The sequence below is a fragment of the Anaerovorax odorimutans genome, from assembly GCF_024459955.1.
GTDB lineage: Bacteria > Bacillota > Clostridia > Peptostreptococcales > Anaerovoracaceae > Hominibacterium > Hominibacterium odorimutans_A.
On record NZ_JANFXK010000002.1, the window covers coordinates 16,155 to 31,149 of the forward strand.

At 49.2% G+C, this 14,995-nt stretch carries 13 protein-coding genes; 2 read left to right on the forward strand and 11 right to left on the reverse strand.

Translation table 11 applies throughout. The features are described from left to right. Positions 1 to 86: 86 nt before the first annotated feature. The 7 genes from NE619_RS02310 to NE619_RS02340 form a co-directional block, all read right to left on the reverse strand. Entirely contained in the window at positions 87 to 1,562 is a 1,476-nt protein-coding gene (locus NE619_RS02310) for a sigma-54 interaction domain-containing protein (RefSeq protein ID WP_256130748.1), read from the reverse strand. A gap of 141 nt (positions 1,563 to 1,703) precedes the next feature. Then, positions 1,704 to 2,957, reverse strand: coding sequence for an NAD-dependent dihydropyrimidine dehydrogenase subunit PreA (preA, locus tag NE619_RS02315; RefSeq protein WP_256130749.1), 1,254 nt, complete (start codon positions 2,955 to 2,957; stop codon positions 1,704 to 1,706). A gap of 1 nt (position 2,958) precedes the next feature. Continuing rightward, positions 2,959 to 4,224 carry an FAD-dependent oxidoreductase gene (locus NE619_RS02320; protein WP_256130750.1) on the reverse strand — a complete coding sequence of 422 codons (1,266 nt, stop codon included), beginning with the start codon at positions 4,222 to 4,224 and terminating at the stop codon, positions 2,959 to 2,961. 152 nt (positions 4,225 to 4,376) lie between these two features. Then, positions 4,377 to 5,654 carry a Zn-dependent hydrolase gene (locus NE619_RS02325; protein WP_256130751.1) on the reverse strand — a complete coding sequence of 426 codons (1,278 nt, stop codon included), beginning with the start codon at positions 5,652 to 5,654 and terminating at the stop codon, positions 4,377 to 4,379. 124 nt (positions 5,655 to 5,778) lie between these two features. Beyond that, positions 5,779 to 6,888, reverse strand: a complete 1,110-nt coding sequence (locus tag NE619_RS02330) for a nitronate monooxygenase (RefSeq protein WP_256130752.1) — start codon at positions 6,886 to 6,888, stop codon at positions 5,779 to 5,781. After that, positions 6,888 to 7,913: a LacI family DNA-binding transcriptional regulator gene (locus NE619_RS02335; protein WP_256130753.1), complete on the reverse strand. Its 1,026-nt coding sequence runs from the start codon at positions 7,911 to 7,913 to the stop codon at positions 6,888 to 6,890. The genes NE619_RS02330 and NE619_RS02335 overlap by 1 nt, the downstream gene beginning before the upstream one ends. A gap of 340 nt (positions 7,914 to 8,253) precedes the next feature. After that, positions 8,254 to 9,141 (reverse strand): NAD(P)/FAD-dependent oxidoreductase, encoded by an 888-nt coding sequence (locus NE619_RS02340; RefSeq protein WP_256130754.1) that lies wholly within the window; start codon positions 9,139 to 9,141, stop codon positions 8,254 to 8,256. Between the two features lie 138 nt (positions 9,142 to 9,279). Between NE619_RS02340 and NE619_RS02345 the strand changes: the two genes are divergently transcribed. Continuing rightward, positions 9,280 to 9,699, forward strand: a complete 420-nt coding sequence (locus NE619_RS02345; protein ID WP_256130755.1) for a MarR family winged helix-turn-helix transcriptional regulator — start codon at positions 9,280 to 9,282, stop codon at positions 9,697 to 9,699. A gap of 76 nt (positions 9,700 to 9,775) precedes the next feature. Beyond that, positions 9,776 to 11,155, forward strand: a complete 1,380-nt coding sequence (locus tag NE619_RS02350; RefSeq protein WP_256130756.1) for an MATE family efflux transporter — start codon at positions 9,776 to 9,778, stop codon at positions 11,153 to 11,155. A gap of 87 nt (positions 11,156 to 11,242) precedes the next feature. Here the strand turns inward: NE619_RS02350 and NE619_RS02355 are convergent, their stop codons facing one another. The 4 genes from NE619_RS02355 to NE619_RS02370 all read right to left on the reverse strand — a co-directional run bounded on the left by NE619_RS02355 (position 11,243) and on the right by NE619_RS02370 (position 14,949). Next, positions 11,243 to 11,608, reverse strand: a complete 366-nt coding sequence (locus NE619_RS02355) for a PepSY domain-containing protein (protein ID WP_256130757.1) — start codon at positions 11,606 to 11,608, stop codon at positions 11,243 to 11,245. 79 nt (positions 11,609 to 11,687) lie between these two features. Further along, entirely contained in the window at positions 11,688 to 12,911 is a 1,224-nt protein-coding gene (locus NE619_RS02360) for a M20 family metallo-hydrolase (RefSeq protein WP_256130758.1), read from the reverse strand. Then, entirely contained in the window at positions 12,901 to 14,301 is a 1,401-nt protein-coding gene (gene hydA, locus NE619_RS02365) for a dihydropyrimidinase (RefSeq protein WP_256130759.1), read from the reverse strand. Before hydA ends, NE619_RS02360 begins: the two co-directional genes overlap by 11 nt. A gap of 156 nt (positions 14,302 to 14,457) precedes the next feature. Then, the gene (locus NE619_RS02370) at positions 14,458 to 14,949 is read right to left on the reverse strand and encodes a peptidylprolyl isomerase (RefSeq protein ID WP_256130760.1); all 492 of its coding nucleotides are present in this window, start codon (positions 14,947 to 14,949) and stop codon (positions 14,458 to 14,460) included. Positions 14,950 to 14,995 lie beyond the last annotated feature (46 nt).

The following is a 14,995-nucleotide window of genomic DNA, read 5'->3' on the forward strand; positions in this document are numbered from 1 at the left end:
GGCTTAAACGAATTAAAAAAGAGCTGTATGCGAAACGATTACATTTGCATACAGCTCTTCGTAATTCCAGTCTGAATTAATACAATTCAATTCTGACTTTCTTTTATGTACTTTTTAATTCTGCGATATGCGGTGGACTGACTGATTCCCAGAACCTCTGCCACTTTATAGCTGCTCTTATACTGTTCATAGGCTTTGATAATGATATCCTTTTCCACCTCCTCAACGGTTTTATTGAGGGCGTCTTTCTTACCGTTTTCCTGTGTCATCCCATCCTGCTCCAGACTGAGAACCCATCCGGATTCATTGGTGACAACCATCCGTTCGATATAGTTTTCCAGTTCCCGCACATTTCCTCGCCAGTCATGATTCATGATAAAATGCATGGTCTCTTCGTCCATTTTCATTTTTTTGTTGTATTTCTTCATGTATATATCTAAAAAATGCTGGGTAATTGCTCCCAAATCGTCCCGTCTTTCCCGCAAAGGCGGTATATAGATGGGGATCACGTTGATCCGGTAATAGAGATCCGAACGGAAGGTTCCCCGTTCCACCTCCAGCTCCAGAGCACGGTTGCTGGCGGCAATGATTCTGGTATCAATGGGAATTTCCCTCGTTCCCCCTACTCTTGTCAGCTTTTTGGTCTGAAGGAAATGAAGGATCTTCACCTGGAGCATCAGCGGCAGTTCGCTGATCTCGTCCAAAAACAACGTGCCCCCGTCGCTCAGCTCGATGAGTCCGGGTTTGCCCTTCTTGTCAGCCCCTGTAAATGCTCCGCTCTCATAGCCGAAGAGCTCCGATTCCAGCAGGTTTTCCGGTATGGCTCCGCAATTGATGCTGACCATTCGTTTTTCCGCCCGGTTGCTGGTCTCATGGATATAGGCCGCCAGAACCCCTTTCCCCACTCCCGTTTCTCCGGTTATGAGCACATTGGACTCCGTATTTTTAATGACGTCGGCCAAAGCCAGGACTTCCTTCATGGCCTTGCTTTCGGCGATGATCTCCTTCTTTTCTTTTTTATGCTCGCGATTTTCGCACTTCTCTTTCCCGCGCATATAACGGGTAAGGGAGTTCATTTCATCCACCTTGACCGCATTGGTGACCACCCGGAAGAGTGTGCCGTTTTCATCAAAGACCGGCACGCCGGTTACGGCCATGCGCTTGACATCGCGAATGTCCTGCAGCACGGAGATGGGGCGCTTTTCTATAAGGGTCAGAAGGCATACGGAGGGCCTGAATATACCGTCGCTGTCCAGGTCCGCCACGTTCTTTCCCAGCACCTCATGGCGGCTCATTTTAACCATTTTCTCGTAGGATTTGTTAACTCTGAGGCATTCGCCGTCAGCGTCGCAGACGAAAAAGCTGTTGGGGGATTCTTCGAAGATCATGTTCAGTTCCTTACTGGATTCAAAGATAACGTCCAATGCGGCCAGCAGCTCTTCCTCTGTCTGCGGGCTTTTTTGTATTTTCGATTTTTCGTATTGGGCGATACCGATGTTCTCCAAAGCTTTCATGTAGTTCTCTACTTTTACCTTGATTTTTTCAAACAGACTTTGCTCCATATCATTATCTCCTTTGAGTTCATGCTAAACGAGGATCCTATTTTTGTCAAGGCGGCTGCTTTTTCATGGGCGCGCTCAAAAAACAGGAAAGCACCCCTGATGAGGTGCGATCCCGTTGTGTATGGTAACTTTGTGTGAAGATTACTCGTAATGATGTTTGATTGCGATATCTACCGGATTTCTTCCGTCTTTCCATTTGATCTCTCCCGGTGTGATGCATTCCTGTACAGGACATACATTGATACACAGGTGGCATCCTACGCAGTTGTCATTGAGTTCCGGCCTTCTCTTTTCTTCATTCCAGTCGATAGCCTGATGTGCGCCGTCATAGCAGGAAACATAACATCTTCCGCAGCCGATGCACTTATCTTCATTAAAGTCAGGCAGAATTTTAAAGTCACGGTTCAGGTCTTCCGCAGGGATGATATTCGGCAGTGCGCAGCCGATGAAGTCATCCAGTTTATTGTAACCCCTCTCGTCCATAAAGTGCATGAGGCCGTTTGCCATGTCTTCTACGATTCGATAGCCATACTGCATGATCGCAGTGGTGACCTGAACGTTTCTGCATCCCAGAGCCAGGAATTCCGCAGCGTCTCTCCATGTTTCGATACCGCCGATACCGGAAATTTCCAGATCCTTAAGCTTTTCATTCTGCAGCATCTGAGCGATGAATCTCAGCGCAATCGGTTTAACTGCCGCGCCGGAGTAGCCGGAAATGGATGATTTGCCGTTTACTACAGGCATGGCTGTCATATTTTCAAAATCAATGTTGGTGATGGACTTAATCGTATTGATCGCCGATACGGATGCTGCTCCGCCTTCGATCGCCGCGATGGCCGGCTCTTCCATGTTCTTGCAGTTAGGAGTCATCTTAGCGATGAACGGGAGCTTTGTGCTCTCAGAAACTGCCTTGGAATAGGATCTTACCAGCTCAACGTTGGTTCCTACATCAGACCCCATATCGTGGCTGGTCATCTGAGGACAGGAGAAGTTTCCTTCAATCAGGTCCGCTTCAGCCTGCTCCGCCATCTTGGCCAAGTCTCTCCATTCCTGCTCGTTGCTTCCCATGATGGAAGCTACCATGATTTTTTCCGGATAAGCTCTCTTGAGCTTACGCATATTTTCAAAGTTCAGTTCCGTCGGCTTGTCGGAGATCTGCTCCATATTTTTAAAGCCAACCCACGGAAGCCCTTCTTTATTCACGTTATCGAATCTGGGTGAGCATTCGTCAGCAACGAAGATACCTACGGTCTTGTAAAATACGCCGCCCCATCCTTCATCAAAACTCTTCGCGACCATCTCGTAGTTACTTCCAACCGGTGAGCTTGAAAGGAAGAACGGATTTTCGCATTCAACACCTAAATAGTTTATAGATAAATCTTTTTTAACTGCCATCCTACTTCACTCCTTTCTTCTCAAGATATGCAATCATAGAGGCCGCGGCTTCTTTTCCTGCCGCTACTGCTTCTACGACTGTCTTGCCGCCGTTTACGATATCACCGGCCGCAAAATAGTTCTCTTGATCGGTCTTGCCTTCCGAAGCCGCGTCGATGGTTCCTTTATCGGTCAGTTTAACCGGAGCGATCTTGCTCATATCTTCCGGTCCCTGTCCTGTGGCAAATACAATGGTATCCGCTGATACCTGCATTTCCGCGTTTTCATCGCGGAATCCTTTGAATACGGCAGTTTCCAGTTTGCCGTTTCCTTTGAGAGCCTTAGGTGCCATTCCGGTAGTAACGCCGATGCCCAGTTCCAGAGCATACTGGAATTCGGTCATATTTCCGGGAGCCTCTTCCAAGGTTCTTCTGTAAACGATTCTTACGTCTTCCGCTCCGAGAAGCTTTGCGGTTACCGCGCAGTCAACGGTTACGTCGCCGCCGCCCACAACAACCACTTTCTTGCCCGGATCAAAGGCTTCTTTCTTTGTCTTTGCTTCCTTCAGGAAATCAGCTGCCGCGTAAACGCCTTTCAGTTCTTTTCCTTCGATGTCCGGAATCTTGGTGGCCCAGAGGCCGGTTCCGATGAAAACCGCGTCGTAACCTTTAAGGTCATCCGCTTTTACATCCTTGCCAAACTCGAAGTTTACGCCCAGTCCCTTTACCTGATCGATGTCATGGTCTATGACAGCCTGAGGCAGTCTGCTGGGAACGATTCCATATGTAAGCACGCCGCCGGCTTTCTCTTCTCTTTCGAAGATGGTAACCGGATATCCGGCTTTCGCCAGTTCCGCAGCGCAGGCCAGTGACGCAGGGCCAGCACCGACACAGGCGATTTTCGCGGCCTTTTTCTCGGCAGGCGCTTCCAGTGTCTTCATATTGAATATTTCTTCCTGCTCGATGGCGTATCTCTGCAGCTTTCCGATTTCGATCGGACGGTCGATGCCGCATCTGGAGCAGGCTTCTTCGCACAGTCTGTCGTACGGGCAAACTCGTGCACAGGTTCCGCCTAAAATGTTATTTTCTCTGATGGTTTCGGCGGCACCTTTTACGTTTCTAAAACGAATTGAACGGATAAACTTCGCAGGGTCCGTTCCTGCCGGACAGCCTTCGCTGCACGGTGCGTCGTGACACAACAGACATCTTGAGGCTTCTTCCATAGCGGTTCTATGGTTGAACCCGCTTACAGCTTCTGCGGTGTACTTTGCTTTTACTACTTTACTCAATTTACATTCCTCCTTACCGCTTCGCTTCTTTCCTGGGAAAAAAGAGCTGCATCCTCTATGGCTTTTTGGGTCAATGAAAATGCAGCTTTATTAATTTCTAGGTTACCCGAATTCAGTCGGGTTCCTTTGCTAACAGATCGAATTGACTTGGACTATTCAAAATCCTCATCAGCTTTCAGCATTGCGTTGAGCAGCACGGTGGCGCCGCTTGCGCAGTGTTCCGGCTTTGCGTATTCCGGTTCGCAATGGGACAGTCCGTCTTTCGTCTGAACGAAAATCATGGTAGTCGGCAGCATGTAAGCTACGAACTGAGCGTCATGACCCGCTCCCGAATGGATCATCTGATGGGAAACGCCCGCTTCTTCAGCCGCTGCTTTCACGTAATTTACCAGCTTTTCATTCCAGTAAACGGTGTCACGTTTCCAGTTTTCTTTGATTTCACAGTCGCATCCGGCCCATTTCATGGTGGCGATCTTCTTTACGATATCCATTACCTGTTCCAGAACCTTCGGATCTTCATGTCTTACATCCAGAGAGAATTCAACTTCATCCGGAATTACCGTATGTATGCATGGATGGCAATGGATTTCACCGGTGGTGTAAACCAGTTCAGGTCTTCCCAGCTTATCCACTTCATCATGGAGGTAAATCAGTGCCTGTGACGCAGCGTAAAGGGCGTCATGTCTCTTGTTCATCGGGAAGGTGCCCGCATGAGCCGCGAAACCGGTAAACTTCAAGGAATAGTTGAACATACCCAAAACGCAGTCTACTACGCCTACATCGTTTCCTGCTTCTTCAAGAATCGGGCCCTGTTCAATATGTGTCTCGAAGTTGCACAGATATCTGTCCGGGCTGAGACGATATTTTTTGTCTCCCTTGTATCCCGAAGCTTCCAGTGCTTCGCCAAAGGTCTCGGCGCTGCCCTCATGAGCCTCCATAGCCTTTGAAGCCATCATGTTGTCATATTTGAAATTTTTAGCGATCTCAGGAGGAAGATATTCGTTGCATACGATACCGGAAACCATCATTGCCGGCGGATACAGGGAACCCTCTTCGTTTGTCCAGATCATCGCTGTGAGCGGATGCTTATGGGGAATGTTCTGTTCCGCTACGGTTTCCAGAACTTCCATGGCGCTCATTACGCCTAAGATACCGTCATAGTTACCGCCGTTTTTAACGGAATCCACATGGGAACCGGATACGATTCTCTTGGCATTGGGATCAGTTCCTGGCAGAGTAGCATAGATATTGGCGACATCATCAATTTCGATTTCGGCGCCGATTGCCTTCATTCTTTTAAGAAACTCTTCTCTTGCCAGCTTAGCTTCCGGTGACAGAGAATATCTGGTAATTCCACCGTGCCCGGCATCACCATATTTACTGAATGTCTTAATTTTATCAGTCATTCTGTCTAAACTACAAGTATACATAATCTTCGTCCTCCTTTATATATTTAAAAAATATTAGTTACCATACAGTAGATCTGTGCAATCGGTTACTGTAACCGGTTACATTTAATAATATATCATATATTCAGAAAATTGCAAGAGTTTTTTACCAATCCAGTTTTAATTTTTTTGCCGGACAGACAAAGGTGCAGAGGCCGCAGCCTGTGCAGAGCTCCTTATCCACATATATGTTGCCGTCGTTTTTGGATATCGCCCCATACATGCATGTATGAATACAAAGTGTGCAGTCCGCCGTACAGGGTACGCCGCTGGCCGTACTGGTGGCCGGTTCTATTTTGATTTCATCAAAGGATTTGAGATTCCTGAGGGCCTTGCCTTTTATTCTGGCTACGGAGTCGATCTGTTTTTCTTCCGCCCAGCGCTGCAGATCCTCTATGATTTCTGTCAGGGCATCGGGTCCTCTGAGCATGATCGCCGTACCCACCTGCACGGCCGATGCTCCCAGCATGATGTATTCCAGCGCGTTCTCATATCCGTTGATGCCTCCGATTCCGCAGATGGGAATATCCACCGTCTGGGCGATGGTAGCCACGGACGCCAGTCCCAGCGGCCGGATCGGTCCGCCGGAGTATCCTCCGTAGGTGGCCAGGGACGGCTTTCCGGTTTCAATGTCCACACTTAGGATACACCTTATGGTATTGATGGCGCTCACTCCGCTGGCTCCCCCTTTTTTAGCGGCTTTTGCCACGGAAGAAATGTTGGTCGTATTCTGGGAAAGCTTGACGATTACCGGAAGCTTCACGTTGGATACGACTTCTTTAGTCATTTCGAAAACAGTTTCAGGATTTGAAGCCATAACCTCCAGGGACTCCCACATGGGGTTGGATACGCTGATCTCAATGGCGTCGGCACCGAACTTTTCCAGCTTGGTTGCCAGATAAGCAAGCTCCGAAGGGGTATGGGCGGAGATGCTGGCGATTACCACGCCTCCCGCGCTTTTGGCGATCTCCATTTCCCGTTCCCAGCCTTCTATCTGTATATCGCTGTAAAGCCTTATATTTTGAGCGCCCATCCCATCGTAAGCGATGCGCGGGCGCACATCCAGGAGCGTGTCGCTGACTACGCTTTCCGTCACTACCGCGCCGGCTCCCGCCTTGATCAGACGCCGGATGCTTTCGCCGTCTCTGCTCCAGGGTCCTGCCGCTGCCATCACCGGAGTTTTCATTCTCAATCCTAAAAATTCTGTCTTCATCATCAAAACATTTCTCCAATTCTCTCTTTATGACCGCTGGATTTTCGAATCTTCAGCTTGGACTGAAGCAAAATCGTCTTCGGTTCCGCGTTTTCTTCCTCTTCACCCTCTATAATATCGAACAGCAGCCGTGCCCCGTATACGCCCATCTTATGGAACGGTACCTCTACGGTTGTCAGCTTGGGTTCTACGAGATTGGACATTCTCACATTGTCAAATCCCATCACTGCCATATCCTCCGGGATGCTGAGCCCCTTGTCTCTGATCGCGTCCATAGCCCCGAAGGCAATGTAGTCGCTGCTGGCAAAGATCGCTCTGGGGGGTTCTTTCATCTCCGCCAGTTTTTTGGCTCCCAGATAGCCCCCTTCAATGGAATTCTCCACCTCCCGCAGATAGTCTCTCGCAAAGGGCAGGTCCGCTTCCTTCAGAGCCTTCTTGTACCCGGCGATTTTGTATTCATTTTCCACCCGTGGATCGGTCCCGTAGAGCATGGCGATTTTTTCATGGCCGCTGTCCAGCAGATGTTTTATTGCTTTTTTTGACGCCTGCTGGCAGTCGATGCTCACCATATGCAGGCCCGGGTTATTTTTGTGCTCACCGATCAGGACCACGGGAATTTTCTGCTCCTGCACCAGCTGAAAATCCTCTGCTTCCAGGGAGGAGCAGATAAAGATGATCCCATCCACCCGCCTCTTAATCAATTGGTCAAGGTAGCGTTTTTCTTTGGCTGCGTCGTTTTCCACATTGCACATCAGAGCGATATACTCTTTCTGATGCGCCACGTCCTCCACTCCCTTGGCGATCTCCATATGTACGGAATTAAGTATATGCGGAATCATAAGGCCAATGGTACCGGTCTTATTGAAATTGAGCCCCCGCGCGAACCAGTTGGGGGTATATTCAGTCTCCGCGATAATTTTTTCAATCTTTTCTCTGGTCTTCGGTGCCACGTTTTCCGGATGGTTCAGTACCCTGGAAACGGTCGCTACAGAGACACCGGCTTGTTTCGCAATGTGTCGTATATTCATTTAAAGCTCCTGTATTCGGTATGTGTTTTATCAACTCCGTGCTCATTATTTTACTGTGATTCTGTACATAAAGAAAAGCCTGATCTCAGCCAGGCCTTTTACATTTCTTTCAAACATATCTGTATAAGGTCCTCCCTTTCCGGTAAAATCCCGGTCATCGGGCCGATCTCCGACAGAATGAAAGCAGTTCCAGTCCCATATCGGCGGCTAAGATCCTAATACCCTTGTCTTAAATGTTGCTTCATTTATAGTTTTCAGAATATTACTATAATAATTATCGCACGTTATGAAACCGTTTTCAATAGAAATCTCAAAATTTTTTCAGTTTTTTTGATACTAGTTACATCTTCAAGAGATCGTCTGCGGCTCCCAGTGCCGCTACAGCGCCGTCTGCGGCCGCTGTAACAATCTGCCGCACCTCTTTGGTTCTCAGATCGCCGGCTATGAACACTCCCGGCACATTGGTCCTGCAATCCTCACCTGCCACCACATAACCTTCTTTTGTCATTTCCACCTGTCCGTTCAGGAATCCGCTGTCCGCTTCATAGCCGATGGCAACGAATACGGCGCTGACTTTCAGAACCTGACCGTCACTCAGCACCGCTTCACTGACAGCATTCTCTCCGCGTATCTCCGACACGCTGGTTCCATATATGGTCCGAATATTTTCTTTCTTTTCCACTCCGGCTTTCAGCTTTTCTTCCCCTTTCAGGCTGTCTTTTCTGCATACAATGGTAATGGTTTTGCAGTAAGCGGACATGTAAAGGGCATCTTCCATGGCCGTATTGCCGCCTCCCACTACCACCACGTCCTTTCCGGTAAAAAAGCGTCCGTCACAGATGGCGCAGTAGGAAACGCCCCTTCCGGCAAAGGTCTCTTCTCCCGGGCATCCCAGCTTCCTTCTTTTCAGTCCTGCCGCAATAATGAGCGCCTTGCCCTGATACGTACCGCTGCCTGTTGCTACGGTTCTGCTTTCGGCCTCCAGGCTCTTTACTTCTTCCATTTTAATAATGCCGCCCAGGGAAGTGAGCTGCTGATACATTTTTTCAGCAAAATCCGGGCCTGTCACCGATGGAACTGCCGGATAGTTTTCGATCTCAGCCGATAAAATCGTCTGCCCTCCCCAGGAAGCCTTATCCAGGATCAGAGTCTCAAGTCCCGAACGAATGGCGTAAATTCCCGCCGAAAGCCCCGCCGGTCCGGCGCCTATAATAATCACATCATACATTGTTTTTCCCTCCTCTTCATCTTATAAAGCTTATTGTACCCGCTATAAAAAGGTTTTAACGATTTTTATCTTGACATTGGGAATTGCTTCTGCTAATATTGTTAGAGTTCTAACAATATAGAGAAAAGAGTTTGTTTTATGAAAAACATAGGCAAGATCATTCATGTCATTGACGTGAAGCTGAAACGTAAAATCGATCGGCTCGCGGATGAATACAATCTGACGCTGATCCAGTTCATTGCCATGGAGCGGATCTATTTGTCATCAAAGGAAGGCGATGTATATCAGCGCGATCTGGAAATGGCCCTGGACGTGCGCAGATCTACCGTATCCAATGTCCTGGGGATACTGGAAAACAAGGGCTACCTGCTCCGTGAAAGCGTTCCCTGCGACGCACGGCTGAAAAAGCTGGTATTGACTGCCGAAGGCGAATCCGTCTACCGGGAGTTCAAGCAGCGCCTGGAGCAGGATGAAGCGAAAGACTTTCAGGTATTTACAGACGAGGAGGCGGAAACCCTGATGCGGCTTTTAAAGCGTTTGTCAGAAACGATCAAATGAATGTATCCGGGAATACATTCATTTCTTTTGCCTAAATAGTTCGATATCTAACTTTTAAAAAGGGGGAATTTATATAATGTCCGATATAACACTTAATAAAGAAGAAAACAAGATGGGGGTCATGCCCGTCAACAGGCTGCTGGTCACTATGGCGCTGCCCATGGTCATTTCCATGCTGGTACAGGCACTATACAATGTGGTGGACAGCATCTTCGTAGCCATGATCAGTGAAAACGCGCTGACTGCGGTTTCTCTGGCTTTTCCCATTCAGAATCTGCTCATAGCCGTGGGCAGCGGCGTAGGCGTCGGAATCAATGCTCTTCTTTCCAGAGCTTTGGGGCAGAAGGATCAGCCAAAGGTCAACAAAGTAGCCATGCAGGGGGTCTTTCTTATCGCCCTGTGTTATCTGGTTTTTCTGATCTTTTCCTTTACAGGGACAGGCCTGTTCATGAGAGCACAGACCGATATTGCTGAGATTCTGGATTACGGGGAAATCTATCTTCGCATTTGCTGTGCCGCGTCCTTCGGCCTGTTCTTCCAGTTTACCTTTGAAAGGCTGCTCCAGTCCACGGGCCGTACCTTTTACACTATGATTACACAGGGAACCGGGGCTGTCATCAATATTATCCTGGACCCGATTCTGATCTTCGGCCTTTTGGGGATGCCCAAAATGGGCGTGGCCGGAGCGGCTCTGGCTACGGTCATCGGACAGATTGCTGCCGCCTGCCTGGCTCTGCTTTTCAACTTTAAGAAGAACCATGACATCACCCTGAAATTCAGCAACATCCGTCCCGACCGCCGCATCCTGCTGAGCATTCTGTACATCGGCATACCGTCTATTTTAATGATGGCCATCAGCTCGATCATGACCTTTGGCCTCAATAAAATTCTCATCGCCTTCAGCTCAACGGCAGTAGCCGTCTTCGGTGTATATTTCAAGCTTCAGAGCTTTATCTTCATGCCGATCTTCGGGCTCAACAACGGAATGGTTCCCATCGTTGCCTATAATTACGGTGCTGGCAAGGAAAAACGTATCCATCGCACCATCCGATACGCGGCCTGCTATGCCATAGGGATCATGTGTCTGGGCGTCATTCTCTTCCAGGCGATTCCCGGGCCTCTGCTGCAGCTGTTCAGCGCCTCGGACAATATGCTTTCCATGGGCGTCCCGGCGCTGCGGATCATTTCTGTCCATTTTGTCCTCGCCGGATTTTCCATCATTGCCAGCTCCGTATGCCAGGCCCTGGGAACGAGTGTCTACAGTCTGATTATATCTTTGATCCGGCAACTAATTGTACTGCTCCCCGCGGCATACCTGCTGTCCCTGACTGGAAACGTCAATGCTGTGTGGTGGGCCTTCCCCATCGCAGAGTTGGTAGCGGTTGTACTGTGCGCGATTTTCCTCAAAAAAACGCTGAAGCAGGTAAAACGAACCCTGCAGAGTTCCGAGGTTTAGGCCGCGGACCCGGATACCGTAAAACGGGGCTGTCGCATTGGTTTTTCTATTCCTTGATGCGACAGCCCCGTTTTAGTTTCTATTATTTTATTGATTTACTGCTTCGTCTTCCCAGCTGAGAATTTCACCGGATACCGCGTCGATCTCAAAGTCGTACTCTCTGTCTTTATAGATAATCTCTCCCTCGTATTCCTGACGTCCGTCATCTCTGTCCAGTTTGAACTTAGTGATATCAGACTCCTTGGCCCCGTCTACCTTTTTAAGGGCGATCTCCTTGGCTTTCTGTTCTCCAATCAGATTCTGCTGACTTTCTGAAGTCGCTGCCGCAGTAGTTTCCGCAGCCGCGGATGACGGCTCAGTCTGCTGCTGGCTGTCGTTATTTCCGGAAGAACATCCTGCGATCATCAGTACGGCTACAACTGCCGCTAAGAGTAATGCAAATTTCTTTTTCATAATTCCATCTCCTTTCTTTATCCTATTGTGTACCATTATGTTACATTCTATAAATGAAAGGATTATTAAAATTTTCTCTTTATTTTGCGTTTATCAGATTCGCAGTGATCTCCAGCAGGAACTGAGCTCCCAAAACCAGATCCTTTTCCGAGGTGTTTTCCTGAGGAACATGGCTTCTGCCGCCCAGACTCGGTACGAAAATCATCCCGGTTTTAGCGTGCCTGGCAATCATACAGGCATCATGAACAGCGCCGCTGTCCATCACCTGATGGGGAATTCCCTTTGCCTCCGCCAGACTCTTCATTCTTTCAATAAGCTCCGGGTCCAGCCGAAGCGGCTTTGAGGAAGATGTTTTATTGATCCGACATGCCACGCCTCTTTCCGTGCTGATCTCTTTGATGCGGGCAATAATACGTTCCATGTATTTCAGGATCTTTTCGTTGTCGCTGTCCCTTACTTCCAGGGTAAACCATGCTTTTTCCGGTATTACGTTGGAACAGTCGGGCTCTGCGTGTATCCGCCCCACCGTTACTACGCTGCGGCCATCCGGTCTGACGATTTCTTCGGCCGCTAAAATACACTGGGATGCCGCGCAGAGCGCGTCCTTCCGGTCGATCATCGGGGTCGCGCCCGCATGATTCCCCACACCGGTAAGCTCCACCTCAATGACTTGCATGCCGAAAATGGCATCCACAATTCCCAGCGGAAGCCCTTTTCTTTCAAGCACCGGTCCCTGTTCAATATGCAGCTCCAGCATTGCCGCCACCTCTGAAAAATCCCATACAACGTCTTCTATCTCCGAAAGGGACGGTTCTTCCAAAATCCTTCTCAGAGAAACACCTTCGTCATTTTTCAGCTTATCCAGATCAGCCTCTCCATAGTCCCCGGCGATGAATTTACTGCCGGTCATGGTAGAGCCGAAGTTGGAGCCCTCTTCTTCCGCAAAGACGGCCAGTTCCAGATTCATACCAAGCTCACAGTCCTTCAGCGCTCTCAGCACCGCAAGTCCGCCGGTGACGCCATATATGCCGTCCAGCCAGCCGCCGTTCCGCACAGTATCCACGTGAGAACCGATGACCACGCGTTTTCTCCCCTGCCGATTCTGAGGCATACTGATCCGCACGTTTTTCAGGGCGTCGGTTTTTATATCGCAGCCCAGCAGCCTCGCCTGTCTAAAAATATATTCTCTGGCTTTCCGATCGTTTTCCCCGTAAGAAAACCGGGTAACGCCGTTTCCCGGCGTGTCGGTAAATTCTTTCAGAGTCAGGAGATCTTCCAGCAGCTGATCTCCGTTAACCTTCATAAGCAGCGCCAAACGGTTTGCCAGGCACGAATTTGCCCTGACCCTTCTGTCCTACATAATTGCCGTTGTCTACGATCTTCATGCCTCTGAGGAATACGGTCTCAGGACGTCCCTTCTGTTCAAAGCCTTCAAACGGGCTGTAATCAACGCCTTCCAGGTTGGTCTTTGCGCTCATGACTCCGCGGTATTCCGGATCGAACACTACGATGTCCGCGTCGTAGCCCACGTCAATATGGCCTTTGGTATCCAAACCGTTGATCTTAGCCGGCATGGTCGAGAACAGGTCCACCAGTCTTGACCTTGAAAGCTTGCCTTCGCATACGCCGTAGGTCCAGAGGATGTTCAGACGGTTCTGCAGGCTCGGTGCTCCATTGGGGATATCCGCAAAAGATTTTCCCTCGCCGAAGCCCATGTGTTTCTGCTCCGCGAAATCGAATCCGCAGTGGTCAGAACTGATGGCATTGAGCCACTTTCTGTCCACGGCCTGCCACAGTGCCTGACGGTGCTCCGCCGTACGAAGCGCAGGGGAGCAGACGTATTTTGCCCCTTCGAAATTCGGACGCGCCAGGTCTTCCGTATCCAGCACCAGATAATGGGCGCAGGTTTCACCGAAGACAGCCTGTCCCCGGTTATAGGCCTGCTTAATCTCTTCCAGAGCTTCTCTGCAGGTCACATGCACCACATAGAGCGGCGCTCCGGCCAATTCTGCCAGATAGATGGCTCTTCTGGTCGCTTCCGCCTCTACCACCGGAGGTCTGGAAACAGCATGGTAATACGGTTCTGTCTTGCCTTCCGCGATCAGCTGCTTTGTCAGCACGTCGATCATATCCGCGTTTTCCGCATGGACCATAATGGTAATCCCCGCTTCTTTTCCCTTACGGAGCGCTTTTAGGATAGCATCATCGTCCGCATGGAAGAACATCCCTTTATATGCCATGAACAGCTTCATGGTCGGGTATCCCGCTTCGGCCAGTTTGGGGATTTCTTCGATTACTTCGTCTCTTGGGTCGGTCATAACACTGTGGAATCCATAATCCACCATAGCGATTCCGTCCGCGTCGGAAGCTTTGTACGCTTCCAGCGTTTCGATCAAACCTTTGCCTTTTTCCTGGTTGACGAATTCGATCAAAGTCGTGGTTCCGCCTACCGCAGCAGCATTGGAAGTCTCAAAGCCCCTTACTTTGCTGCCATTATAGGTAAAGGAGAAATGCACATGCTGATCAACACCGCCGGGCAGGACGTATTTGCCGGTTGCGTCAATGACTTCATCATCCGGTCTGTTTCCCAGTCTTGCGCCAATGGCAATGATCTTTCCCTTTGCCATATACACATCGCCTTTGAATTCATTTTCCGCAGTAACAATTGTCCCATTTTTAATTAATGTTCCCATAGTCGGTTCCTCCTTCTTCATCATATCCACATTTTAACACGGAATTTTTAAGAAAGGTAGTGTTTTCTAAAAATTCCAAAAAAGAGAAGCCCTGCAGTTTGATAGTCTGCAAGGCTTACTGTCTCGGTAAATCCATCTATTTTATCTGGCTAAAATCTATTCCGCGTCTTCAACCGTTACTTTTTTCATCACCTGCGGCTCAGTGGGTTTATCGTTGAATCCGGTCTGAACGTTAACGATTTTATCTGCCGCGTCCATGCCTTCCGTGATCTTTCCAAAGGCAGCGTACTGGCCGTCCAGATGGGGAGAAGTGGCTACCATGATGAAGAACTGTGATCCCGCGGAATCCGGGTCCATTGCCCTCGCCATGGACAAAACGCCCCTTTCATGGGCCAGATCATTGGTAAAGCCATTGGCAGTGAACTCACCCTTGATGCTGTATCCCGGTCCGCCCATTCCGGTACCGTCCGGGCAGCCGCCCTGGATCATGAATCCCGGGATGACTCTGTGGAAAGTAAGTCCGTCATAGAACCCCTCTCCTGCCAGCTTTTCAAAATTGGCTACCGTTTCCGGCGCGATATCCGGGTAAAGCTCTCCCTTCATAACGTCGCCGTTTTCCATTTCGATTGTTACGATTTTCATAATCATTTTCTCCTTTGCTTATGCAAAATTTCCGTCTTCAGCGGATTAAAAA

Coding starts and splice junctions, on each gene's coding strand:
- NE619_RS02345 (WP_256130755.1), top strand. CDS start 9,280: ATGAAAAACATAGGCAAGATCATTCATGTCATTGACGTGAAGCTGAAA.
- hydA (WP_256130759.1), bottom strand. CDS start 14,301: ATGGGAACATTAATTAAAAATGGGACAATTGTTACTGCGGAAAATGAA.
- NE619_RS02310 (WP_256130748.1), bottom strand. CDS start 1,562: ATGGAGCAAAGTCTGTTTGAAAAAATCAAGGTAAAAGTAGAGAACTAC.
- preA (WP_256130749.1), bottom strand. CDS start 2,957: ATGGCAGTTAAAAAAGATTTATCTATAAACTATTTAGGTGTTGAATGC.
- NE619_RS02340 (WP_256130754.1), bottom strand. CDS start 9,141: ATGTATGATGTGATTATTATAGGCGCCGGACCGGCGGGGCTTTCGGCG.
- NE619_RS02325 (WP_256130751.1), bottom strand. CDS start 5,654: ATGTATACTTGTAGTTTAGACAGAATGACTGATAAAATTAAGACATTC.
- NE619_RS02355 (WP_256130757.1), bottom strand. CDS start 11,608: ATGAAAAAGAAATTTGCATTACTCTTAGCGGCAGTTGTAGCCGTACTG.
- NE619_RS02350 (WP_256130756.1), top strand. CDS start 9,776: ATGTCCGATATAACACTTAATAAAGAAGAAAACAAGATGGGGGTCATG.
- NE619_RS02360 (WP_256130758.1), bottom strand. CDS start 12,911: ATGAAGGTTAACGGAGATCAGCTGCTGGAAGATCTCCTGACTCTGAAA.
- NE619_RS02330 (WP_256130752.1), bottom strand. CDS start 6,888: ATGATGAAGACAGAATTTTTAGGATTGAGAATGAAAACTCCGGTGATG.
- NE619_RS02370 (WP_256130760.1), bottom strand. CDS start 14,949: ATGATTATGAAAATCGTAACAATCGAAATGGAAAACGGCGACGTTATG.
- NE619_RS02335 (WP_256130753.1), bottom strand. CDS start 7,913: ATGAATATACGACACATTGCGAAACAAGCCGGTGTCTCTGTAGCGACC.